Origin of the sequence: Methylocystis iwaonis, assembly GCF_027925385.1 — a bacterium.
In the GTDB taxonomy this organism is placed as follows: domain Bacteria; phylum Pseudomonadota; class Alphaproteobacteria; order Rhizobiales; family Beijerinckiaceae; genus Methylocystis; species Methylocystis iwaonis.
Window position 1 is genome coordinate 2572576 of sequence record NZ_AP027142.1, and the last position, 22748, is coordinate 2595323.

The window sequence follows — 22748 nt, forward strand, 5'->3', positions numbered from 1 at the left end:
TCGACGCTCGTGTCGTCCCCTGCGACGCAGAACCAAATTGGCGGGACCGCCGAACGCTCCGTAAAACGCATGTCATTCCCGGCTCGAGCCGAAGCATCAGCTAAGCTATACTAGCAAAAGCCCCGCAATTTACAGGCACTTTTTAGTGTCTTCCGCGCTGGAGCTTGTGTAAGCTCTTGCGACTTACACCCGACATTCGCGTAGTGAGTAGGGGAAGACGGTGGACGATTATACGCGCGATTACCCTCGCGATTTGCGATATGAACCGCCACGGAAATCCGGCCTCGAGACCGTCGGCGATCTGCCGTGGGGCACGCATTTCTGCCTTTTGTACAACGACGCCGAGCAGCTCCTCGAGATCCTGATCCCCTATTTCGCTGAGGGGCTTGCCGCCAACGAGTTTTGCATGTGGGTGACGTCCGAGCTGGTCGACGTCGAGCAAGCTAAAGCAGCGCTGAGAGCGGCCGTTCCCGACCTCGACGCCTTCATCCTGTCCGGCCAGCTCGAAATCACGAGCTACGCCGACTGGTATATCCAGAACGGCCGGTTCGACGGCGACCGCGTGCTGCGCGCATGGGTAGATAAGCTGACGTCCGCAGAGCAGCGCGGCTTCGAGGGCCTGCGCCTGTCCGGCGATACGTTCTGGCTCGAGAAAGTGGCGTGGCAGGGTTTCATCCACTACGAGTCGATGGTCGATCGCGAGATCGGCTCGAAGCGCATGCTCGCTTTGTGCGCCTATCCGTTGCCGTCATGCAATCCGAGCGAAATTTTCGACATCATCGCCAATCACGATTTTGCGGTGATCAACGAGAACGGTCGCTGGCTATCGTTCAAAAGCGCCAATCGCGGGCGCATGGGGCGCGCCTTGCGCGAAAGCCAAAGGCGGCAACATGCGATCCTGGAAACTGTCCAGGACGCCATCATCGCTTTCGACGCCGCCGGTTCGATCTACTCGATCAACCCCGCCGGCGCGGCCATGTTCGGCTATGGCGAGGACGAGCTGCTGGGCGAGGACATCAGCACGATCCTTCCCGAAAAATGGGCGACGGATTTCGACCTGCACAAAATCCGGGGCAGCAAGGAGACGCGAGGCCGACGCAAAAATGGCGAGCTGTTCCCGGCCGAAATCGCTTTGGCCGCGACGCGCCATGACAACGCGCCCCTTTTCGTCGGCAGCGTGCGTGACTTGTCCGAGAAACATCGGGCCGAGACCCGACTTAAGCAAATTCAGATCGATCGTCTGGCGGCGATGGGCGGCATTGCGGCGGGGCTCGCCCACGAACTCAACCAGCCCCTCTCGGCGATGAAAACCTATCTCAAGGTAGCCGAACGCCTGATCGAGATTCCGCCCGAGAAGCGTCAGCTCAAAATAGAGGAAGCGCTGGCGCGCGCCTCGGCGCAAGTGGAACGCGCGGGACGCATCATCAGCAGCCTGCGCGGGCTCGCCTCGCATGGCGAACCCAATAAGCTCATTCTGAGCCTCCATGAGCTTATAGAGCGCACATGCGAGTGCTTCGCGACGTCGTTCAAGGACCGCAACGCCGAGATCAGTCTCGACCTCGGGGCCAGCAAGGATACGGTTCTCGTCGACGGCGTTCAGATCCAGCAGGTTCTCACCAATCTGATCAAAAACGCCAAGGAAGCGATGAGCGACTCGCGGGCCCGGCGCCTCGTCATCTCGACCTCCCTGACGGGGGACGACAGAATCCGCGTCGACATCGCAGATAATGGCCCCGGCATCCCCGACCATATCAAGAGCCAGTTGTTCGAACCCTCGCCGTCGACGAAGGAAGGCGGCATGGGCGTCGGGCTGCCGATGTCGCGCGTGATCATCGAAGCGCATGACGGAAAGATATGGGCGCAGCCCAATCGCGACGCAGGCGCCGTGTTCAGCTTCACATTGCCGCTGATGGACGCCATCGGTCGCTTCGAGGAAGCCGCGGAGTGACAACGCCATCTCCGCGCGGACAGCTCGCTTTGGGCTGTGTCATTCCCGGCAGGCCGAAGGCCTGACCGGGAATCCAGAGCCACAATAGCGCTGATGCTGCTCTGGATTCCCGATCGCTCGCTTCGCGACCGTCGGGAATGACGGCGAATACGCCCCTACTCTCGTTCGCGGGCGCGCTCCTGCGAAAGCAGACGCTCGCGCAGCGAGTGATAGACGGGCGGATCATTCAGCAGCGTCGGCGCCAACATGGCCAGGAAACAGGCGGCGAGCATCGGCAAGAGCAGGAACACGGCGCCCGTCATTTCGGTAACGAGCACAATGCCGGTGAGCGGCGCGCGCACCACGGCGGTGAATAAGGCGGTCATGCCGACAATGGCGAAGGCTTGCGGCTGAATATCGAGCCCCGGCAGCAGCAGCCCGCAGACGACGCCGAACAAGAGCCCCGCCAGTGCGCCCAGTGCGAGAAGCGGCGCAAAAATGCCGCCCGGCGTTCCCGAGCCGTAGGAAATCGAGCCGAGCCCAAATCTCAGCGCCAGCACGAAGGGCAAAAAGAATAAATCCTGCGAGCCGCTAATTGCGGCTTGCGTGAAGGCGTCGCCGCCGCCGACGAGCCCCGGCGCAAACCAGGCCAGCGCGCCGACCATCGCGCCGATCATCGCCGCTTTGTTCTCGGGAGCGAGCCGAAGCCGCTCGACCGCAGAGATCGTGGCGAGCAAAACCCTGTTGTAGACGACCCCGAACAACCCCATGACCGCGCCGAGGATAAAGAACAGCGGGCCGATGGCGGGCGCCGGATAGACGAGCTTGGGAATCGTGAAATCAGGCGCGTCGCCGAGCAGCAGATGGGCGACCGCGATGGCGGTGGACGACGCAGCCAATGCCGCGATGGCGACGCGCTGATCGAATTTCTGGGTCAGCTCCTCCAGCACGAAGACGGCTCCCGCCATAGGCGCATTGAAGGCGGTGGCGAGCCCCGCCCCTGCGCCCGCGGCAAGCAGCGCGCAATTATCCGCTTTGCTGCGCCGAAAGGCGTCGCCGGTAAGATGGCCGATGACGGCGCCCATCTGCACGCTCGGCCCTTCGCGCCCGAGCGCAAGGCCGGCGCCGATGGCGAGACAGCCGCCGAAGAACTTCACGGGCAGCAGGATGAAGGGCGCCGGCGCGGCCTCGCTATGCAGCACCGCCTCGACATGCGGAATGCCGCTCCCTGAAGCGTGCGGCGCAAAGCGGCGCACCATCCAGACGGAAATGAGCGCGGCGATGGCGCAGAGACCGACGACGACGAGAAATCCGATGATCTCCCCGCCCTGCGCCCAGTGAACGACGGCGTCGCGCAAACGGTCCGCCGCCATCAGCGCCAGTCGAAACATCGCGCCCACGAGCCCCGCCAAGCCGCCGACGAGGAGCGCCAGGATCGACAGATAGAAAAGGCTCATGTCGCCGCTCTCGACCGCGACCTCGCTCTCGACCTCTACGCGCAGGTTCATCGCGCCTCGCTTACGGGTTTGATGTCGACGCTGACGGCGAGCGCCTGGCGCCCCGCACCGACGATCACGCCGTCGATCGGCGAAACATCCGCGTAGTCGCGACCGATGGCGACGACGATATGATTATCGTCGGCATACATTGCGTTGGTGGGGTCCAGGTGAATCCAGCCGAAGGGTTCGCCGCACCACACCGCCACCCAGGCGTGGGAGGCGTCGGCGCCTTCCAAACGCGCCTGCCCCGGCGGCGCCTGCGTGCGGATATAGCCGCTGACATAGGCCGCCGGCAGCGCAAGGCCGCGCAGTCCCGCGATCATGATATGCGCGAAATCCTGGCACACGCCGCCGCGCGCCTCGAAAGCCTCTTCGAGCGGCGTCGCCACATGAGTGGCCTCCGGATCGTAAGCGAAATCCTCCTTGATGCGGCGCATCAGCTCTTGCGCGCCTTCGAGCACCGGGCGGCCAGGCGGGAAGCTTTCGCGGGCATAACTGGTCGCCGGCGCATAGAGCGGCGTCTGGCGGCTCGGGAACAGCCAATGCGCGGGCGACTCGCGGTCGAGGGCGCGCACAGCCATCGCCGAGCGGGAAATCGTCTCCCAGGCCGGCGTTAGCGCCGCGGCGGGCGGCTCCTCGCGCGCCACCTCGACCCGCGCCGAGACGGAAATACGCAATGTCTCATGCGCCTCACGAATCGTCGCCTCGATGACGCGATTGCCGAAGAAATCCACGCTCTCGCGCGTCGTCTCGGGCGAGGGCGCGGCGTCGACGCGCGCCCGTAGGACGCGCTGGCCCTTGCCGTCGCGCGGCGTGAGCCGGATCGCGCAGCGCGTCGACGCGACGGCGGCCTCATAGCTGTAGGTCGTAACGTGGCTGATGTCGTAGATCACGCGAGCTTGGATCGCTTGTCGGCCGGCGCCGGGTCGCTGGAATGCGAGAAATACCGTTCAGAAATGGCGTTGGCTAGCGCCAAGAGCTTCTGCTCGACGGCGCGCACGCGCTTGGCGTCCAGGCCGCGGGCGTCCTCGGCTTCGAGATCCGCGCGCAACGACACGGCAAGGCGGCGTTGCGGCTCCATCATGCCGTCGTCGACAAGCGCCGGCAGCGATGCGAGATGCTCGTCTATTCTGCGCATCTGAAAAGCAACGGAGCGCGGATTGAACGGATCGAGCAGCGTGATGTCGAGCGTCGGCGCCAGCGCCGCGCCCGCGAGATAGCGCGAGCGATAGGTGATCTGCGAATCGACCAGTTCGAGCAGCGCGTCGAGCGCTTCGATCGTCGGATCATTGTCTGCGAATTGCCGCGCGAAGCGGCAGGTGTTGATGGCGCGCTCCATACGCTTGCCGAGATCGATGAAGGCCCAGCCGGAGACGCGGTTGAAATTCTCGTCCATGAGGCCCGAGAGCGCGGCGAGCGTATGCAAAGCGCGCTCGGTGAGCTCCAATATCTCCGGCTCCAGCGGCGGGCGGGCCGCCGCGCTTTCGAGCCGCGTCTCCAGCCGCACGAGCAATTGCCACATGTCTTGCGACAAGCGCTCGCGGATGATGGAGGCGGCGCGCTTCGCCTCCCCGACAACGGCGCGCGCGGAGCCATGGAAATCCGCGTTGCTCGCCGCGGTGAGCGCGATGACTGCGCCGGGATGCGGGGCGGCGAAAGGCGCTGCGGCGCCCCACTCGAAGAGCAGACGCTCGCAACGCTCGATCGGCTGGCGCCCCTGAATCGTATTGCTCTGAATCTCCGTCATGCGGTTGCACAGGCACCGCACGATGCGCAGCGTCGCTTCCGCGCGCTCCAGATAGCGGCCCATCCAGAAAAGATTGTCGGCGGCGCGGCTCGGCAGATGGCCAGGGACGCGCACGACCGGAACATCATTATTGGGCGGCAGCAGCGTCGTTGCATGTTCCGACGCCTTTTGGCCAATGACCCAGACATCCACGGTTTGCGCCCCGGCGCCCATGGTGATGGCGCGCGCGTCGCGGCGATCCGAGACGCGGCAGAAGCCGCCGGGCATGACCTTCCAGCCTTCGGGCGTCGCGGCGGCGAAAATGCGCAGCGAGAAAGGCCGCGGCGTCAACGCGCCATTGTCCCAGGCCGGCGTGGTCGAGAGCTTCACGACCTCCTGCCCGACATAATCCATCCCGCGCGCCCGAATGGCCGCGACGAGCCGGTCCTTTTGCGCCGCGTCGAGCTCGGCGCCGACGGCGGCCGGCGCGCCCAAGAGCCCCTCCGCTTTGTCGCCAAAGGCGCCGGCGATGGCGCGGCTGTCGAAGTCGCGCAGGATTTCGGCCCGCTCCGCCTCCTGCCCACACCACCAGGTGGCGACATTGGGAAGCCGCAGGCTTTCGCCCATGAGCCGCTGCGCCAGCGCCGGCAGGAAGCTCATCAGCGCGCGCGATTCGACGAGCCCCGCGCCCGGCATATTCGCCATGGCGACCGAGCCGCGCCTTATGGCGTCGAAGAAGCCCGGCGCCCCCAGCCGCGAGGCGGCGTTCGCCTCCAGCGGATCGAGCCAATCGGCGTCGACGCGCCGCCACACGACATCGGCGCGCTTCAGCCCCGCGACCGTTCGCACATGCAGCTTGCCCTCGCTCGTCGCGAGATCCTCGCCCTCGACCAGAAGAAAGCCGAGATAGCGCGCGAGATAGACCTGTTCCGCATAGGTCTCGCTCCACGGCCCCGGCGTCATGAGGCAGATGCGCGGATCGTTGCGCGTCGCCGCCGCCGCGAGGCCGGCGCGGAAGTCGCGGAAGAAGCCCGCAAGCCGGCGCACCTTCATCTCGCGATAAAGGCTCGGGAAGGCGCGCGCGAGGATGAGACGGTTCTCGATGGCGTAGCCCGCGCCCGAGGGCGCCTGGGCGCGGTCGCCGAGCACCCACCATTTGCCGTCCGGGCCGCGCCCGATGTCGACGGCATAGAAGCGCAGCCAGCGCCCGCCGACGGGCGCGACCCCGCACATCGGGCGGATGAATTCCGGCGAGCCAGCGACCACGGCCGCTGGAAGCGCGCCCTCCGAGACGAGGTGGGCGTCGCCATAGACGTCGTGCAAAATGCGATCGAGCAGCTCGGCGCGCTGCGCCACGCCCGCCGCGATCTCCGACCACTCGCTTTCGGTGAGCAGCAGCGGCAGGCGGCCCAAAGGCCAGGGCCGCTCGCGCGCCTCGCCGCGCACGCGATAGGTCACGCCCATGTCGTTGATGCGCCGCGCGGCGGCGGCAAAGCGGTTCTCGACCCCCCGCCGCCCGAGGCCCGCCAGCGTTTCGAGCAGCGTCATCCAATGGGCGCGCGGGCGCCCGTCCGGGCCGATCAGCTCGTCGGGAACGCCCGGCATCGGTTTGTAATCGGCGATCCACGCCGCGAGTCGGCCGGCCTCTTCGCCGAGACCGGCTTCGGCGTCGTTCGCCGGCGCGTCGAGTTCAACGGCCAAATCGCCTCCGCAAATCCAGCGTCAGCGGGAAATCGCCCGCGGGCTCCTCGCGCGGCGGCTCGATGCGGCCGGGCGTATGGCCGTGGTCCTGAAAGCGCGCGAGGCGCCGCGACTCGGCCTCGTGAAAGTTGACCGGGAAGGTGTCGTAATTGCGCCCACCCGGATGGGCGCTGTGATAGACGCAGCCGCCCAGCGACCGGTTGCTCCAGCTATCGACAATGTCGAAGGTGAGCGGCGCATGGACGGGGATCGTCGGATGCATGCCCGACGCCGGCTGCCACGCCTTGAAGCGCACGCCCGCCACGGCCTCGCCCGGCGTTCCGGTCGAGTGCAGCGGCACGCGGCGGCCGTTGCAGGCGACAACATGGCGGTTGGGCACGATGTTCCTCGCCCGCACTTCGAGACGTTCGACAGAGGAATCTACATAGCGCACCGTGCCGCCGATCGCCCCCTCCTCGCCCATCACATGCCAAGGTTCGAGCGCGTGGCGGATTTCGAGCTCTACGCCGCCATGCTCGACGCGGCCGGCGAGCGGGAAGCGGAACTCATATTGCGCCCTGAACCACTCTGCATCGAAGGCGTAGCCGGCGCTCTTCAAATCGTCGAGCACGCCGAGGAAGTCGGCCCAGACGAAATGCGGCAGCATGAATTTGTCGTGCAGCGCCGTTCCCCAGCGCACGCAATTGCCGCCCTGCGGCTCACGCCAGAACCAGGCGACGAGCGCCCGCAGCAATAGCTGCTGGGCGAGGCTCATGCGCGCGTCGGGCGGCATCTCGAAGGCGCGGAATTCGACAAGGCCGAGACGGCCCGTCGGTCCATCGGGCGAATAGAGCTTGTCGATGCAAATTTCCGAGCGATGCGTATTGCCGGAAACGTCGACGAGCAGGTTGCGGTAGAGCCGGTCGACGAGCCAGATCGGGTAGCCCCACTCATTCGGCCCCGGCGTATTGGCGAGCGCCGTTTCCAGCTCGTAAAGCGCGTCGTGGCGCGCTTCGTCGATGCGCGGGCTCTGGCTCGTCGGGCCGATGAAGAGGCCGGAGAAGAGATAGGAGAGCGACGGATGCCGCTGCCAATAGAGCACGAAGCTCTTCAGGAGATCGGGCCGGCGCAGGAATGGCGAATCCGCCGGCGTGACGCCGCCGAGCACGACGTGATTGCCGCCGCCCGAGCCGACGCATCTCCCGTCTGTCATGAATTTGCTGGTGGTGAGCCGCGCGTCGCGGGCTTGCTCGTAAAGCGCGCTGGTGTTCTCCACCGCCTCGCGCCACGACGCGACAGGCTGGACATTCACTTCGATGACGCCTGGGTCCGGCGTCACCTTGATGACGTCGAGGCGCGGATCGACCGGCGGCGGATAGCCTTCGATATGCAGCGGCATGCCGAGATCTTCCGCCGTCGTCTCGACGGCCACCAGCAGCTCCAGATAATCCTCGAGCCGCTCCACGGGCGGCATGAAGACACAGAGAACCCCGTCGCGCGGCTCGACCGCGAGCGCCGTGCGCACAATGCCCTCGACAGCCGACTGGCCGAGCTGCTCGTCCCGGCTCGATCGCGTCTCGCTGTAAATTTGCTGGAGATGCGAGGGATCGGGCAAAGGTCCGCGATCCTCCAATGGGTCCTGGTTATGGACATAGGGATAGATGGAAGGCGGCACCCAGGGCAGCGCGTTCAATGGCAGGCGCAGACCAATGGGCGAGTCGCCGGGCGCCAGGAATAATCGGCCGCGCCGCAACGGCCAGCGCTCCGACAGCCAGCGCTGCTCGGCGCGCGCGTTCCAGCGCTGAATCGGCAGCACATAGCCCGTCGGCGTCGAGAGGCCGCGCTCGAAGACGCGCAGCATGCGCGCGCGCTCTTCCGCGTCTTCGATCTTGGGATCGAGCGGATCGACATTGACGGGGAGCTGCCCCTCCTTCACCATCCAATGCGCGGGGTCTTCATAGGCCGGTATGACATAATCCTTGCCGACCCCGAGCGTCTCGGCCAGCTCGAAACTGAAGCGCCCGGCGTTGACGGGGTTGGCCACGTTCGAATTGGGCGACATGCCAGCGACCAACGCGGGATTGTTCCAGATCGGCTTGCCGTCCTTGCGCCAATAGAGCGCGAAGGCCCAGCGCGGCAGGCTCTCGCCCGGATACCATTTACCCTGTCCGTAATGCAGAAAACCCCCTAGGCCGAAACGGTTTCGCAACCGGCGGATAAGATCGTCCGAACGCGCGCGCTTGGTCGGGCCCACCGCCGCCGTGTTCCACTCGGGCGATTCGAAATCATCGATCGAGATGAAGGTGGGCTCGCCGCCCATGGTGAGGCGCACGTCCTGCGCCTGCAAATCCGCATCGATGTTTTCGCCGAGACGATCGAGCCGCTCCCAGGCTTCATCCGAGAATGGCGCGGTGATGCGCGGCGCCTCGCGAATGCGATCGACGCGCATCTCGAAGGCGAAATCGCATTCGGCGGGTTCGACCAATCCCGAAACCGGCGCGCAGGAGCGGTAATGCGGCGCGCCGCACAGCGGCAGATGGCCCTCGCCGCAGAAGAGGCCCGATGTTGCGTCGAGGCCAATCCAGCCCGCGCCTGGCAGATAGACTTCCGCCCAGGCGTGAAGATCGGTGAAATCATGATCCGTGCCCTTGGGGCCCTCGATCGGATCGACGTCCTCTTTGAGCTGGATGAGATAGCCGGAGACGAAGCGCGCCGCAAAACCCAGCCGCCGCAAAATCTGCACAAGCAGCCACGCGGAATCGCGGCAGGAGCCCGAACGCTGCGTCAGCGTCTCGTCCGGCGTCTGCACGCCGGGCTCCATGCGGATGACATAGCTGATGTCCTGCTGGAGCCGCATGTTGAGATCGACAAGGAAGTCGATCGTGCGTCGTCGCTCACGCGGGATCGTCTGCATATAGCCGTCGAGCGCGACGCCGGCGGGCTCGATTTCGAGATAGGCGGCAAGTTCGGTCGCAAGAGCCGCGTCATAGACGAAGGGAAACTCTTCGGCGTAGGGTTCGACGAAAAAATCGAACGGGTTGAACACCGCCATCTCGGCGATGACGTCGACCTCGATCTTGAACTCGCGCGTCTTCTCGGGAAAGACGAGCCGCGCCTGCCAATTGCCGTGCGGGTCCTGCTGCCAGTTGATGAAATGCTCGGCGGGGAGGATTTTCAGCGAATAGCCCGCGACACGTGTCCGGCAATGCGGCGCCGGCCGCAGGCGCACAATCTGGGGGCCGAGAGCGACGGGACGGTCGTATTTGTAATGCGTGACGTGGTGAAGCGCGACCTGGATAGACAAGGGGATCACCGCCTTCGCGACAACGGCTATTGCGCCGCAGCAGCGGATTAGCGGGAGCGCAAGCGGGGAAGTCAATCCAATCCGCAGGCAATCTGCGGCTTTTGACGGCAATTCCCGCAGGATGACCGGGGGATGGGCAGGCGTTGCACAAGCGGCGGGCGGGGAGTTGGGATTATACGAAATCTGCTGGATTGGTCCGGTGCCATTTCCGACGCTCGCAAAGCGAGCGATCGGGAATCCCGTGCAAAACTGGCGCTATCTTGGTCCGCCGTCATTGCGAGGAGCGAAAGCGACGAAGCAATCCAAGGCAGCTATCGCGGCTCTGGATTGCTTCGCTTCGCTCGCAATGACGGGAGGCTCTGGATTCCCGGTCGGGCTTTCAGCCCGCCGGGAATGACACGTCCCCATGCGAGCTGTTCAACCGGATAGGATATTACTGGTAGATCTTCCTTAAATTGACCCTGAGAGCGAGCTTCATCCATTGAAAAACAAGTTCCTCGACGCCAGCAAATATATCGACTTCAACCATCCTACCGTCGCCGAAGCCGCGGCCCGCATTGCGCAGGGTGCACAAAGGGAGACGGACATCGTCCACAACGCCTTCACATTCGTTCGCGACAAAATCCATCATAGCTGGGACGACCGCCGCAGCGGCAGGCCAACATGCAAAGCGTCGGAGGTTCTTCAGGAAGGCACGGGATGGTGTTACGCCAAAAGCCATCTCCTGGCCGCGCTGCTGCGCGCCAACCACATCCCCGCTGGCCTCTGCTATCAACGCCTCATCCTCGATAAGCGGGCCGCGACCTATTGCCTGCATGGTCTGAACGCAGTCTACCTCGAAGACCACGCGTGGCTGCGTCTCGATGCGCGAGGGAACAAGCCGGGCGTAGACGCGCGCTTCGATCCGCCGGGGGAATTCCTGGCCTTCTCTCTCTCACATCCGGGAGAGTTCGAACTGCCGGAAATCTGGCCCGAGCCGCTTTACGAGATCAGACGGACGCTCGAGGCGTGCGAGAGCGATGAAGCGGTTTTCCTCAACCTACCCGACGTAACGCCCCTGCCTCACCTTATCGCCTCCAACGGCAGCCGCAGCCGATAGGTCAGCCCCTTCTCCCCGAAATCCATCTCCGCTTCGCCGCCGAACTGCCTGGGCGTCTCCAGGAGAATGAAAGAACCGAACCCCTTGCGTGTCGTGGCCACGGCGGGCGGGCCGCCGCTTTCCGACCATTGGAAAACAAAAAACGACTGGCCGTCGATGGTCTCGATTTCTTTCTCGATTGCGACCGCGCCGCGCGGCGAGGACAGCGCGCCGTGCTTCACCGCATTGGTGACGAGCTCGTGAACGACGAAGGAAATCGCTTGAGCAGCGCGCGCATTGACGGCGATGTCGACGCCCTTTGACGTGACCTGATCCTTGAAGCTGCCGACGCCGATGTCGATCAGCTTGTTCAACGGAATATTCTTGAACATGGATTCGGAGAGCACCGCATGCGCGTCCGCCATGAGCTGAACGCGCTGCGTCAAAATCTGCGCCGCCTCGACGACATTTCGTCCCCTCGTCAGCGTGCGACGGATGGTGGCGAGAATGACCGCGAAAATATTGCCGACCCGATGCTCCAATTCGCGCGCCAGTATCGCCTGCCGCTCCTCGTGCTGCTTGCGTTCGGTAATGTCCGTCACGGTCGCGAGCACCGCCCTTTGGCCGTCCCATTCGATGGGGTTGAGCCCAATTTCCAGGGGAAACTCGCTGCCGTCCTTGCGCCGCCCGCTCAGGTCGCGCCCCGCTCCCATGGCGCGCGTTTCTGGCGCCTGCTGGAATTTCTCACGCAAGCCGACATGAGCGCGGGCGACTTGGGCGGGGACGAGAATTTCCACGCCTTTGCCCAACAGCTCGGCGCGCTCATAGCCGAAGAGCCCCTCCGCGCTGTGGTTCAGCCCGATGATTTTCCCGCCGGCGTCCACGATGACAATGCCATTGGGCGCCGACTCGATGAGGGAATGCTGATTATGCGCCTGGGCGGCGATACGATCGATCGTCTGCTCGAAGAATGAGACGACGGCGGCGACGGCGACGCTGGCGAAGGCGAAAGCAAAGAGCGCCGCCGCCGTCGGCGGCTCGAACGCCCCGGCGAAGGAGCTGCTCTGGACAAGAAGCCCAATCGCGGCCATCGAGGCCGCCATCGCAAAAAGCCCGACCCAGAATCCGCCGGCGACCGCGGCGATCAACACCGCCGGCAGAAACGTAATGAAGTGAACGCCTGCCCCAAGCGCGCCGGCAGCCGACCAGCGAATCCAGGCGGCAATCATGACCGCCGCCAGCGCGACGCCGTAAGCGGCCCAAGGGTTTCGCCGCCTTGCCATCGGCGACAGCCGCGCGCCCAGCGCCGTCTCGATGCTCATCTCTCTCGCCTCCGATGAGGCGAACAGATAGTGGCCAAGCCTGCCGAGGCGAGAGCGCGCGTCGAATTGTTACGCCTGCCGCCGCAGGCCCCGGCTCGGGGGCTTTTTCAGCCCGCCGATCGAAGCTGCGCGACGCGCACCGGCACGGGCGGATGCGAGAAGTAGAACGTCGCATAGAGCGGGTCGGGCGTCAGCGTCGACAGATTATCGCGGGTCAGACGCGTCAAGGCCGAGATCATCGGCTCCTTGCCAACGATCTGGCGGGCGAAATCATCGGCCTCGAACTCATTCTTGCGCGAGCGCCAGGCGAGCAAGGGACGCAGCAGATGCGAGAGCGGCTCCTTGGCGAGCAGCAGCGCGATGAGCACGACGCCGGGATCATTGGGCAGGCCGAACCAGCCGGCGAAGGTCTGATTGCCGAAAGCCCAATACAATGCGGCGAAGCCGATGAAGGCGATGATCGCCGCCTGCAGGATCATCCCGCGCACATGGCCGAATTTGAAATGGCCGAGCTCATGCGCAAGGATCGACTCGATCTCGTCGACGGAGTGTTTCTCCAACAGCGTATCGAAGAAGACGATGCGCTTGGCTTTGCCGAAGCCGGTGAAATAAGCATTGCCATGCGCGGAGCGCTTGGAGGCGTCCATCACATAAAGGCCGTTGGACTCGAAGCCGCATTTGGCGAGCAGCGCCTCCATGCGGGCCTTCAACGTCCCCTCCTCCATCGGCGTGAATTTGTTGAAGAGCGGCGCGATGAAGGTCGGATAGATCACGGTCATGGCGACGGTGAGCGACATGAAGGCGACATAGGCGACAAGCCACCAGGTGTCGGGCAAGGCGCCGAGCAGCCAGAACATGCCGTAAAGCAGCGGCGTCCCGATCGCGGCGCCGAGCAAGGCCGCCTTCGCTTCGTCGAGAATGAAGGTCTTCAGCGTCAGGCGATTGAAGCCGAACCGCTCCTCCAGCCAAAAGGCGTTCGCAAGCGAAAAGGGCAGCTCCAGAAGATGCCCGAACGCCGCGACCGCGAGCACGAAGACGACGCTGCGCGTCAGGCCCGGCGCGAGAAACTGCGAGACGAGCGCATAGAGCGGCGCCATCCAGACCGCAAGCCACAGGATGGAGACCGCGGCGTCGTAGAGCGTCTCGCCCATCGCGAAACGGGTGCGGGCGATGGTGTAGTCGGCGGCGCGACGATGTTCGTCGAGCGGGACGTCACGGGCGAAATCGGCAGGCACGGCCTCGCGGTTTGCCGCGACATTGTCGGTCTGCCGCTTACGCAGATAGACGCCCAACGCCGCCGATAGCGCGATGGCCAAACAAATTACAACGCCCATGGCGCTCATTCTGTCCACTCCGGGTTTTTGTGATTTACGTCAAAAATAGGCGTTTCCCGCCAGCTTTGCCAGAGCGGAGTTGCTTACGGCATAGCCTATGTCTGACCGCCTCAGCCTGAACAATGCTTTGCGTTTGTTCACTGAACGGTGATTCAGAAAAAATTGAAGCTTCTTCGCAACTATTGAGCTGGAAACGCCGATAAATGCGCCTGGACGTCGGCCCGACCTCCACGGCGTGGAACGGCTCCAAAGATAGTGTCACGGGCGTTTTCTTCGTCTCGTCACGCACAAAGGAGGCCGATACTCATGCCGTCCAGAGCAACCGTTGTCGCCGCGGTCCTCGCCACAAGCCTGCTTACGTCGAGCGCTTTCGCCTGTTCCCGAATTTTATGGAACACGGATCAGGCCAATGTCGTCGCGCGGACAATGGACCTTTACATGAGCGACAAAGCGCGGATCGCCGTTTTCCCTCGCGGCGCATCGCATGGCGGACCGGCCGGCATGCCGAACATGCTGTCGTGGAAATCCAAATATGCCAGCGTAGGCGCCACGGCGTTGGACATCGCCGTGAGCGACGGCCTGAATGAAAAGGGTTTGAGCGCGAATCTGTTGTATTTGCACGATACGAAATATGAAAAGCGCGACAGCCGGGCCGGACTGACCAATGCCGCCTGGGCGCAATATATTCTCGACAATTTCGCCTCTGTCGAGGAGGCCGTCGAGGCGATGAAGCAGCTCCAGATCGTCTCGCTCGTCGCCGAAGGACGGGAGTGGCCCTTGCACCTGTCTATCGCCGACGCCAAGGGCGACTCCGCCATATTCGAGTTTGTGAATGGGAAACTGACCATCAATCGCGGGCCGGAAACTCTGGTTATGACCAACGAGCCCGCGTTCTCCATCCAGCGGAAAAACCTGCTGCGATACAAGTTGTTCGGCGGGAAGCTACCCATGCCGGGGGGCATCGACCCGAAGAGCCGCTTTGTCCGCGCCTCGAGCTATCTCAAGACGCTCCCCAAGCCCGCGTCGCTGCGTGAAGCCGTGGCAGGCGCCTACAGCGTCATCCGAAATGTCGCGGTGCCCTTCGGCGCGCATGACACGTCGGGCGGCGACTCTTCGGATACATGGCCGACGCTTTGGGCCTCGCTCGCCGACCTCTCGAATAAGGTCTACTTCTTCCAGTCGACAAAGAGCGCGAACCTGTTCTGGGTCGATCTCAGCAAGTTGAACGTCGCTGACGGGGCGCCGGTCTTGGATGTCGACGCCTATGACGTCAATTTGAGCGGGGAGATTTCCGATAAGCTGAAGCCGTCCCAGTTGAAGATGTAGGCGCGCAACCTCGCGCCGGGCGGATCGCGAGCCTTCAGGGTTCGCATTTCCTTAAAGCGCGCCTGAAGGCGCGCGGTCCGTGGCCCCCGGCGCGCCGTCAACGCCCGAGCAGCACGTCCCTGGCGGCGTTGAGCGCCGAGGCGCGCTCCACCGAGCCGCCGTGATCCGGGTGGGCGCGTTTCATTTGCGCGCGATAGGCGCGCTCGATTTCGCGCTTTGAGGCGTTGGAGCCGACGCCGAGAATAAGGCGCGCCTTGACCTCCGCACTCGATGGGGCGCTCGGCGGCGGCGACGACGCCTCGCGCGCGCCGAAGTTGGTCTCGGTCTCCGGCCCGCCCGCGCTGTCGCGGCGCCGGCTATGCGCCGACGGGTCCGGCTTGGACGAGGGCGCGCGCCGAGCCGCCTCATGCGCCTCGACGAGGCCGAAGTCTTCCAGAGCCTCTCGCAGCCGGTAACCGAGGTCATGGCCAAGCAAAAGGAAGAACGCGACGAGCATGGCCACCGCGCCGCCGCGCTCGAGAAGCACGACGACGGGCGATAGCTGAGCGCTCCGCCCATTCGCTGCAAGAGACGTGAGCAGATAATCGAGCTTTTGCGCGGAGACTTCGGGAAAGATCCACGTCGCCAAAGCGAGACCGACAACGGTCGAGGCCCAAAAGGCGTTGGACCAGCCGCGCGGCCGGGGATTGGCGTAACCGCGTCGGCAGCCATAGACGAAGGACATCAGCATGGCGAAAAGGCCGCCGAAGGTCTGAAGCCCGGCGAGCGTCGCCAAAGCGCGCCGCTCCGCGGCATTCGCGGCCGCCATCAGCGGAAAATAGCCCTGCTCGGCATAACGCCGCAGCGCTTCCTCATTCGCCGGCAGCGTCGCCATCTCGCCCGGCTGGCTGGTATAGAGCGCAAGGACGCCGAGCAGCGTCAGGCAAACCACCGCCAGCGCCACAGTCAGCGCCGGCGCCAGCATGCCGCGGCTCTCGCCCTTCTCGATCTCCCGCCAGGGCGCGTTGAACGGGTCGAAGCTGATGGCCCCCTCCCTCGCTATGCCGTGACGCGCCGACCGCGGTTCATCACCGCGAAAGGCGCGCCGCTCAGCAATATGTCGAGCGCAGCGAGGCTTTGATGCTTGCCGTTGACCGAGAGACGCGGCAGCGCGTGCAAATAGTCGCGATGCTCGGGAAAGATCATTCCCGGCCGCGTGGTGACGGCGCTGTCGAAGCCAAGCTCCGCTGCAAGCGCGAATTCGCGCGCGCCGGCCGAAGTGGGATCGCCGACCGGGTAGCAGAAATGCTTGGGCGCAATGCCCGTATGGTGCGCGATGGCGTCACGGCTTTCCCCCATCTCGCGCCGCGCATCGGCGGCGTCGAGCTTGGCGAGACGCGCATGCGTGACCGAATGCGCCCCGATCGTCGCAAGCTCATGACGCGCCAGCGCTGCGATACCCGACCAATCGAGACAGGTTTCAGCGGTGAGGGCATGGGAGTCGAGGCCCGCCGCCGCCGCGAGCCGAGCAACGACGTCGAGGAGCTGCGCCTCGCCGCCGTCGCGGATCGCCCAATAAATGTCGCCGAAAGCGTCGCGCTTTTCCTGCGCCGTCGCGCAGTTGCGCGCGATCCGCCGACCCTCGACGACAGTATCGACGCGCGACTGCCGGCGCAGGGCCTCTTCCATCTCGAGCCACCAGAGCCGCGCCGTTTGATCGGCGAAACCCGACGTCACATAAGCTGTGAAGGGCGCGCGATGACGCTCCAGCACCGGCAAAGCGTGCTCGACGAGATCGCGATAGCCGTCGTCGAAAGTGAGAACGACAAAGGGGTGCTTTGGAGCCGCGTGCGCGCGCAGCACGTCGAGAGCGGCGTCGAGCGAAAGAATATCATAGCCCCGCGCGGCGAGATGGGTCAGCGTGGCGTCGAGGAATTGCGGCGTGATCTCGAGGCCGGCGTTGGGCGCGAAAGCCTCTCCCCGCTCGGGCCGCACGCGATGAAACATCAGTATCGCGCCGAGGCCGCTGGTGAAGGGGGCGGCGAGCCGATGCGCGCCGCTGGCCTTGAAAAGCTGCATCCCGGCTTCGATCGCAAGCTCGCGCCAGCTCGCCATGAATCCCTCAACCCACATAAGAAAGCCTTCATAGCTTTAGGGCCAAGGTTCTAACGATCTATTATGCGCCTTGCGGCGATTATCGCACTGGCGAACCTTTCGGCTGCGAGTTTCATGAGACGCATCGTTACGGGGTTGGAGACCATTCGATCAGCGCGCGAAAATCGGCGCGTAAGCGCCGCCGGCTCCATGAGCATCGACGTCTTCGTCACTTTCGAGGACGCACGCGGGGATTGGGCCGAGCTTGCCGAAAAAGCGGTCGTCAGCCCCTATCAATCCTATCGCTTCCTCTCCGCCTGGCACGAGACGATGGGCCGGGCGGATGGCGCGCGCCCGTTGCTCATCGTCGCGCGCAACGCGGCCGGGCGCCCGCTGGCGCTGCTGCCATTATGCATCGAGCGCCATGCGGGGCTCGACATCGCTCTTTTCCTCGGCGGGCGCGAAAGCAATTTCAATCTGCCGCTGTTGGACCCAGCCGCCGGCTTCACCGAGGCGGACCTGCGCGGATTGCTACTCGACTCCGCGCAGCGGGCCCCAATTCGTCCGGATCTGATCTATCTGCGCAATCAACCGCGACGCTTCGAGGGGCTGGATAATCCGCTCGCCTTTCAGACGGCCAGGGACAGCGCCAGCTTCGCCTATGGCGCCGCGCTTCCGGCGACAGTCGATGAACTGGCGGCGCGCCTTTCGAAAGATACGCGCAAGAAACTACGAAAGAAGGAAGCCCGTCTCGTGGAGCGCGGCGCGCTCTCCTACGAGCATTGCGCGACGGGGCAACGCGCCGCGAACATCATCGACGCGCTGATCGCGCAAAAATCCGCGCGCTTTTCCGATATTGGCGCAGAAGGCGCTCTCGATATGGCGCGCGTGCGCGCGCTGCTCGAACGCTTGTCCTCCGGCGATGGCGAAGGCGCCATCGAGCTGCATGCGTTGAGCGTCGGCGAGCGCATTGTCGCGACCTATGCCGGCCTCGTGCGCCGCGGCCGTTTCTCCGCCATGCTCAATTCATTCGACATGGACGAAGACATCGCGCGCTCATCGCCCGGAGAGCTGCTGTTGCATGCGCTGATGCGCAATCTCGTCGCGCGCGGCATGACGCATTTCGACCTCGGCGCGGGCGAGGCGCGCTACAAAAACGCCGTCTGCGATGAGACGATCGAGCTTTGCGACGAGGTCATTTCGCTGACGACGAAAGGCGCCCTCGCGGCGCCACTGTTCTCGGCGTTTCTCGGCCTCAAACGATACATCAAACAGAACCCCGAGCTGACGCGCCTCTACCGCAGAGCGCGCAGCTTGCTGTCATAGTCCGTCATTGCGAGCGAAGCGAAGCAATCCAGGGCCGTGATGTGGCTCTGGATTTGCTTCGTCGCTTGCGCTCCTCGCAATGACGGATGATGCGAGATCCGCTTGATTTGTTCGGCGCCATTCCCGACGCTCGCGCCGTTTGGACCCACAGGAATCATCGCCGTCATTGCGAGGAGGCGGAGCCGACGAAGCAATCCAGGGCCGCATCGCCGCCCTGGATTGCTTGGCTTCGCTCGCAATGACGGGCTCTGAGTAAACCAGCGCTTTTGTGACTCTGGATTCCCGGTCGGGCTTTCAGCCCGCCGGGAATGACACGCGACCGATGCGAACAGTTCAAACGAAAATGGTATGACTTACCTGACAGCGACACTGTATAGCACGTTCGTCGTGATTGCCTCGCATCGCTCCAGAAGCGCCAGATTTCTCTCGCGCACCCGAGCCAATGTTGCGCCGTCGAGCTGCGTGAGCGTTCCGCGATAGCCGCTTCCCATGGCGATCAGCCACCAATCGTCGGGAGAGCGGATCGGATGGCTCCCCGCTTCCGCGACAATCTCCGCCTCGCCGATCCCGGCTTCGGCAAGCATCTCGCGCAGGCCTGCCGGCGTCGAAATCCGCTCCCACGGATTGAAGCCTCTCAGAAGATCGGGGCGCTCGTCGCGGATGGCCTCCCAGAAGGCTGCGTTGGCGGGCTCGAATAGTTCCGGCCCCCAGGTGGTGATGGCCAGCCGTCCGTTTGGGCGCACCATGCGCCACAACTCTCTCGTGGCCGCGACCATGTCGGGAACGAAGAAAATCCCGAACACGCAGACGACGACGTCGAAGCTTGCATCCGGGTAGCCAAGCGACAGCATGTCCGCCGCCTCGAATTCGATATTGCCGAGGCCTTTCTCACGCGCCTTCGTTTTCCCCAAGGCGACGAGGCGCTCGGCAAGATCGACCGCAACGACCTTCCCTTGCGCACCAACGGCTTCAGCGGCGGGCAGCGCAGAGCCGCCGCTCCCGCAGCAAACGTCGAGGACGGTTTCACCCGCCCGCAAGCCGAGGCGCTCGACGGTGCGTCGCCCGAAGCGATGCCAGAACGAGCTGACGGGGTGGTCGAAATAATCGGCCGCAGCATTATAGGCCGCAGCGGCTTTGGCTTTCGCCGCCTCGAACTCGTTCACGTCAATCGGTCCGCTCGCCCACCGATACGATCCGCACAGCGACCTGCTGGTGCGCAGGGACGTAGCCGATATATTCGTAGCGCACGCCCATCGCCTCGACGAACTCCATGAAGGCGAGATATTCATGTCGGCGCCAGCCGACATAGTTGAAGAATTCGTCGAAGACCAAAATGGTCCCGGCTATAATTCGCTCCTTGCAGCAATCGAAGACAGTCTTGCTCGACGAATAGAGATCGCAGTCGACGTGAATAAGCGACGCGGGCCCTTCATGCCGCTCGAGAAATTCCGGCAACGTCTCGTTGAACCAGCCGACAACCAATTCGACGTTAGGCGCGACGCTCGGAAGCCCAGCGCGAAAGGCCCCCTTGCCGACATCGGGCCGCCAGTCTTCCGGCAACCCTTCGAAACTGTCGAAACCGAATATTTGCTGCGATGTCTGAGCGGCAAGACGGTTGATGGTCCGGCCAGAGAAGACGCCAAATTCGAGGATCAAGCCGTCGACTTCGCGGCGGCGCATCGCCTCGTCGAGCAAAGCGCCGGCATTGGGGAATTTCGCCGCCTCGGGAAGATGCTGGGAGACAAAGATGGCCGTGTCGACGCCTGCCGCGAGCGGCGCGACGGCGTCGAGATTTGCGCCGTCGCAAGGAAACAGGCCCATTCCGAATATGCGCTTGATCTCGGTTTCCACCAGCAGACGGAGCGTCTCGGCGACGTTGGGGGCAGTCGAATGATCGAGCGATTGAGCGTCTTGCACCAGCGTTCCCGCCAAAAATGATGCCGATGATCGCTCTTAGCCGCTCAGCCTGTCGGGAGACTGACCTGCCCGCCGCCACGCGCGCGCGTGGCCGCTCCAATAGTATCAGGCGGCGAGTTCATCGAGGCTCGCAGCGTCTTCGAGAAGATGCGCATCGGCGCCCTCTTCCGCGAGCGTGGCGCGCAGGGCTTCCGCAGTAGCGTCCCCGCCGAGCACGAAGGCGAGATCGACATGCCAGGCGAGGTCGAGCGCTTGCGTCGCCGACGCTGCGAACACCACAAAGTCGTAAGTATGCGCGACCGCCGCGACAACGAGCGAAAGGTCGTCCCGCTCCGCGCCCTCCGCGACGCCGCCCGGCATCACATGGAGACGCGAGCCGATGTCGCGGTGGATCGCCTCGGTGAAATCCGCCCCGCCCGTCAACAGATCCGACAGGCCTTTCGGCGTGCGCCCCGGCGAATGCACAAGCGCGTCCAGGCTGCGAACGCCGGCGTCGGCCGCCACCAGCAGCGTGCGTCCGCGCCGCGCGAGGCTGCGGCCTAAAGCAATCGCCGTCTCGATCGGCTTGCCCCCTGCCTCGCAGGGCGTCACCAGGACCTTCACGCAGGAGCTGACGGCGCGCGCGCTCTCGATCCGGCGCAAGGCGTCGGCGTCGCTTCTCCGCCAGCCTGCGTCGAAAGCTTTGGCGGATGCGGCTCCGCCGCCGGCAGGAGCCGGACCGGCCGGCGCTGGCGACGCCGGAGGCGGCGTTTCCGGCGCATCCTCTTCCGCCAAATCTCGCGACGACATGCGCGCGCGTCCGCTGAGCAATTCCCCGGCGACGACCGCACCCGCGGAAAGAATGAAAGCGGCCAGCGTTGCAAAAGCCGTGATCGGAATTTTCTTCGGGAAGGAAGGAATCTGCGGCGCCAGCGCGCGCTGGATGATGCGGGCGTCGGCCGGCGTCGCCTTCACGCGCTCGCGCGCCACCGCCTCTTGATATTTCGCCGTCTCGGCTTCGAGCTGATCTTTGAGAAGCCGCGCGCCGCGCTCGAGATCACGCAGCTTCACTTCCTCCGAGCCGGCGGCGCCGGCGACGCGCTTTTGATCTTCGAGCGCGCGGGTGAGATTTTCGACGCGCGCCGAGGCGATGCGGGCGTCGTTTTCGAGCGTGTGCGCCGTGCGCTCTGCGGCGGCGCGCCATTGCATGTCGAGATCGGAGAGCTGCGCGTTCAGCTCCTTGATGCGCGGATGTTGCGGCAGCAGCGTGCGCGATTCCAGCGCAAGCTGCGCGCGCAAGGCGACCCGCTGTTCGAAGATTCGGCGCATGACTTCATTATTGGCGACGTCCGGAATCTCGCCGATGCGGTTCTGGCGCAGCATATCGCGCAGAAGATTGGCCTTTGCCTGCGCATCCGCCTGCGCGCCACGCGCAACGGAGAGCTGATTGTTCAGCTCGCCGAGCTGCTGCGTCGAAATGATCGTATTGTTCGAGCCGACGAGAAGACCGGTTTTGGCGCGATAATCCTCGACTTTAGCCTCGGCCTCGGCGACGCGCGTATGGAGGTCGGAGACGAGCGTCGCGAGCGACTGCGCGGCCGAGCGCGCCAGATCGCGCTTCGCTTCCTGCTGCATTTCGATATAGGCGTCGGCGACGGCGTTGGCGCCGCGCGCGGCGAGGTCGGGGTCGCGAGACGAGAATTCAATGGAAAGAACGCGCGTCTTGGTCGGCGAGAGCACGGCGAGCTTTTCGCCGAATTTTTCCAAAATGCGGTCCTCTGGCGACATGCGCGTGGGATCGCGCACGATGCCGAGCAAAATCATCACGCGCGTGAGCGCCCCCACGCCATTGGCGAGCGGATCGAACTCCTGATTTCCCTGCAGGCCGAGCTGCTTGATCACGCGGCGCGCAAGGTCGCGCGAGGTGAGGAGCTGAATCTGGCTCTGCACATCTTCGGCGTCGGGCTCGGTGGCGGCGACGCGCTCGCCCTTGTCGACGCGCGTAAAAAAACTGTCCTGATTTTCAAGAAGGAGCTTGGCGTCCGACGTGTAGCGCGGCTTCACGAGATTGACGAAGGCGAACGCGCCGACGAACGCCACGAGCGTCGGGCCGATCACCCACCACCGTTTTCTGGCGAGCGCGCGGCCGATTCCGGACAGATCGATCTCGCCTGTCGTGGCCTCTGTTTCTGATGGAACGCCCGAACGCATGGCTTACTCCGAAGATGAAGCGTTGACGTCATACGAAATTATGGTT

At 64.4% G+C, this 22748-nt stretch carries 15 protein-coding genes; 4 read left to right on the forward strand and 11 right to left on the reverse strand.

Annotated elements, in window-relative coordinates; all coding sequences use genetic code 11:
* The first annotated feature begins 220 nt into the window (after positions 1-220).
* A complete protein-coding gene (locus QMG84_RS12505) occupies positions 221-1948 on the forward strand; it encodes an MEDS domain-containing protein (RefSeq protein ID WP_281928239.1) in 1728 nt (575 codons plus the stop codon).
* Between the two features lie 155 nt (positions 1949-2103).
* Here QMG84_RS12505 and clcA read toward each other — a convergent pair whose 3' ends face one another.
* From clcA to QMG84_RS12525, 4 genes are read right to left on the reverse strand one after another with little or no spacing between them, the layout of a single operon-like run.
* Positions 2104-3435 (reverse strand): H(+)/Cl(-) exchange transporter ClcA, encoded by a 1332-nt coding sequence (gene clcA, locus QMG84_RS12510; protein WP_281928240.1) that lies wholly within the window; start codon positions 3433-3435, stop codon positions 2104-2106.
* Positions 3432-4319 (reverse strand): transglutaminase family protein, encoded by an 888-nt coding sequence (locus QMG84_RS12515; RefSeq protein ID WP_281928242.1) that lies wholly within the window; start codon positions 4317-4319, stop codon positions 3432-3434. Before QMG84_RS12515 ends, clcA begins: the two co-directional genes overlap by 4 nt.
* Complete coding sequence (locus tag QMG84_RS12520; protein ID WP_281928243.1) at positions 4316-6853, reverse strand: circularly permuted type 2 ATP-grasp protein; 2538 nt, start codon at positions 6851-6853, stop codon at positions 4316-4318. Before QMG84_RS12520 ends, QMG84_RS12515 begins: the two co-directional genes overlap by 4 nt.
* Complete coding sequence (locus tag QMG84_RS12525; protein ID WP_281928245.1) at positions 6843-10136, reverse strand: transglutaminase family protein; 3294 nt, start codon at positions 10134-10136, stop codon at positions 6843-6845. The genes QMG84_RS12520 and QMG84_RS12525 overlap by 11 nt, the downstream gene beginning before the upstream one ends.
* A 481-nt stretch (positions 10137-10617) precedes the next feature.
* On the opposite strand from QMG84_RS12525, the gene QMG84_RS12530 reads away from it, so the two are divergent.
* Entirely contained in the window at positions 10618-11235 is a 618-nt protein-coding gene (locus QMG84_RS12530; protein WP_281928246.1) for a transglutaminase-like domain-containing protein, read from the forward strand.
* Here the strand turns inward: QMG84_RS12530 and QMG84_RS12535 are convergent.
* A complete protein-coding gene (locus tag QMG84_RS12535) occupies positions 11199-12536 on the reverse strand; it encodes a PAS domain S-box protein (RefSeq protein ID WP_281928247.1) in 1338 nt (445 codons plus the stop codon). The two genes, QMG84_RS12530 and QMG84_RS12535, sit on opposite strands and share 37 nt — an antisense overlap.
* A 107-nt stretch (positions 12537-12643) precedes the next feature.
* Complete coding sequence (locus tag QMG84_RS12540) at positions 12644-13870, reverse strand: M48 family metallopeptidase (RefSeq protein WP_350356490.1); 1227 nt, start codon at positions 13868-13870, stop codon at positions 12644-12646.
* Between the two features lie 306 nt (positions 13871-14176).
* On the opposite strand from QMG84_RS12540, the gene QMG84_RS12545 reads away from it, so the two are divergent.
* On the forward strand, positions 14177-15196 hold the full coding sequence (locus QMG84_RS12545) for a linear amide C-N hydrolase (protein ID WP_281928251.1): 1020 nt from the start codon (positions 14177-14179) through the stop codon (positions 15194-15196).
* Between the two features lie 97 nt (positions 15197-15293).
* Here QMG84_RS12545 and QMG84_RS12550 read toward each other — a convergent pair whose 3' ends face one another.
* On the reverse strand, positions 15294-16160 hold the full coding sequence (locus tag QMG84_RS12550; RefSeq protein WP_281928252.1) for a J domain-containing protein: 867 nt from the start codon (positions 16158-16160) through the stop codon (positions 15294-15296).
* A gap of 74 nt (positions 16161-16234) precedes the next feature.
* Positions 16235-17290 (reverse strand): polysaccharide deacetylase family protein, encoded by a 1056-nt coding sequence (locus QMG84_RS12555; protein ID WP_281928254.1) that lies wholly within the window; start codon positions 17288-17290, stop codon positions 16235-16237.
* A 189-nt stretch (positions 17291-17479) separates the two neighbouring features.
* Between QMG84_RS12555 and QMG84_RS12560 the strand changes: the two genes are divergently transcribed.
* Positions 17480-18595 carry a GNAT family N-acetyltransferase gene (locus QMG84_RS12560; protein ID WP_281928255.1) on the forward strand — a complete coding sequence of 372 codons (1116 nt, stop codon included), beginning with the start codon at positions 17480-17482 and terminating at the stop codon, positions 18593-18595.
* Positions 18596-18948: 353 nt separating this feature from the next.
* Here the strand turns inward: QMG84_RS12560 and QMG84_RS12565 are convergent, their stop codons facing one another.
* From QMG84_RS12565 to QMG84_RS12575, 3 genes are all read right to left on the reverse strand, one after another.
* Positions 18949-19758: a class I SAM-dependent methyltransferase gene (locus tag QMG84_RS12565; RefSeq protein WP_281928257.1), complete on the reverse strand. Its 810-nt coding sequence runs from the start codon at positions 19756-19758 to the stop codon at positions 18949-18951.
* Position 19759: 1 nt separating this feature from the next.
* Positions 19760-20512: a class I SAM-dependent methyltransferase gene (locus QMG84_RS12570; protein ID WP_281928258.1), complete on the reverse strand. Its 753-nt coding sequence runs from the start codon at positions 20510-20512 to the stop codon at positions 19760-19762.
* A 105-nt stretch (positions 20513-20617) separates the two neighbouring features.
* Positions 20618-22702 carry a GumC family protein gene (locus tag QMG84_RS12575; RefSeq protein ID WP_281928260.1) on the reverse strand — a complete coding sequence of 695 codons (2085 nt, stop codon included), beginning with the start codon at positions 22700-22702 and terminating at the stop codon, positions 20618-20620.
* Positions 22703-22748: the final 46 nt, after the last annotated feature.

Coding starts and splice junctions, on each gene's coding strand:
- clcA (WP_281928240.1), bottom strand. CDS start 3,435: ATGAACCTGCGCGTAGAGGTCGAGAGCGAGGTCGCGGTCGAGAGCGGC.
- QMG84_RS12535 (WP_281928247.1), bottom strand. CDS start 12,536: ATGAGCATCGAGACGGCGCTGGGCGCGCGGCTGTCGCCGATGGCAAGG.
- QMG84_RS12540 (WP_350356490.1), bottom strand. CDS start 13,870: ATGGGCGTTGTAATTTGTTTGGCCATCGCGCTATCGGCGGCGTTGGGC.
- QMG84_RS12545 (WP_281928251.1), top strand. CDS start 14,177: ATGCCGTCCAGAGCAACCGTTGTCGCCGCGGTCCTCGCCACAAGCCTG.
- QMG84_RS12550 (WP_281928252.1), bottom strand. CDS start 16,160: ATGCTGGCGCCGGCGCTGACTGTGGCGCTGGCGGTGGTTTGCCTGACG.
- QMG84_RS12555 (WP_281928254.1), bottom strand. CDS start 17,290: ATGGCGAGCTGGCGCGAGCTTGCGATCGAAGCCGGGATGCAGCTTTTC.
- QMG84_RS12560 (WP_281928255.1), top strand. CDS start 17,480: ATGAGCATCGACGTCTTCGTCACTTTCGAGGACGCACGCGGGGATTGG.
- QMG84_RS12575 (WP_281928260.1), bottom strand. CDS start 22,702: ATGCGTTCGGGCGTTCCATCAGAAACAGAGGCCACGACAGGCGAGATC.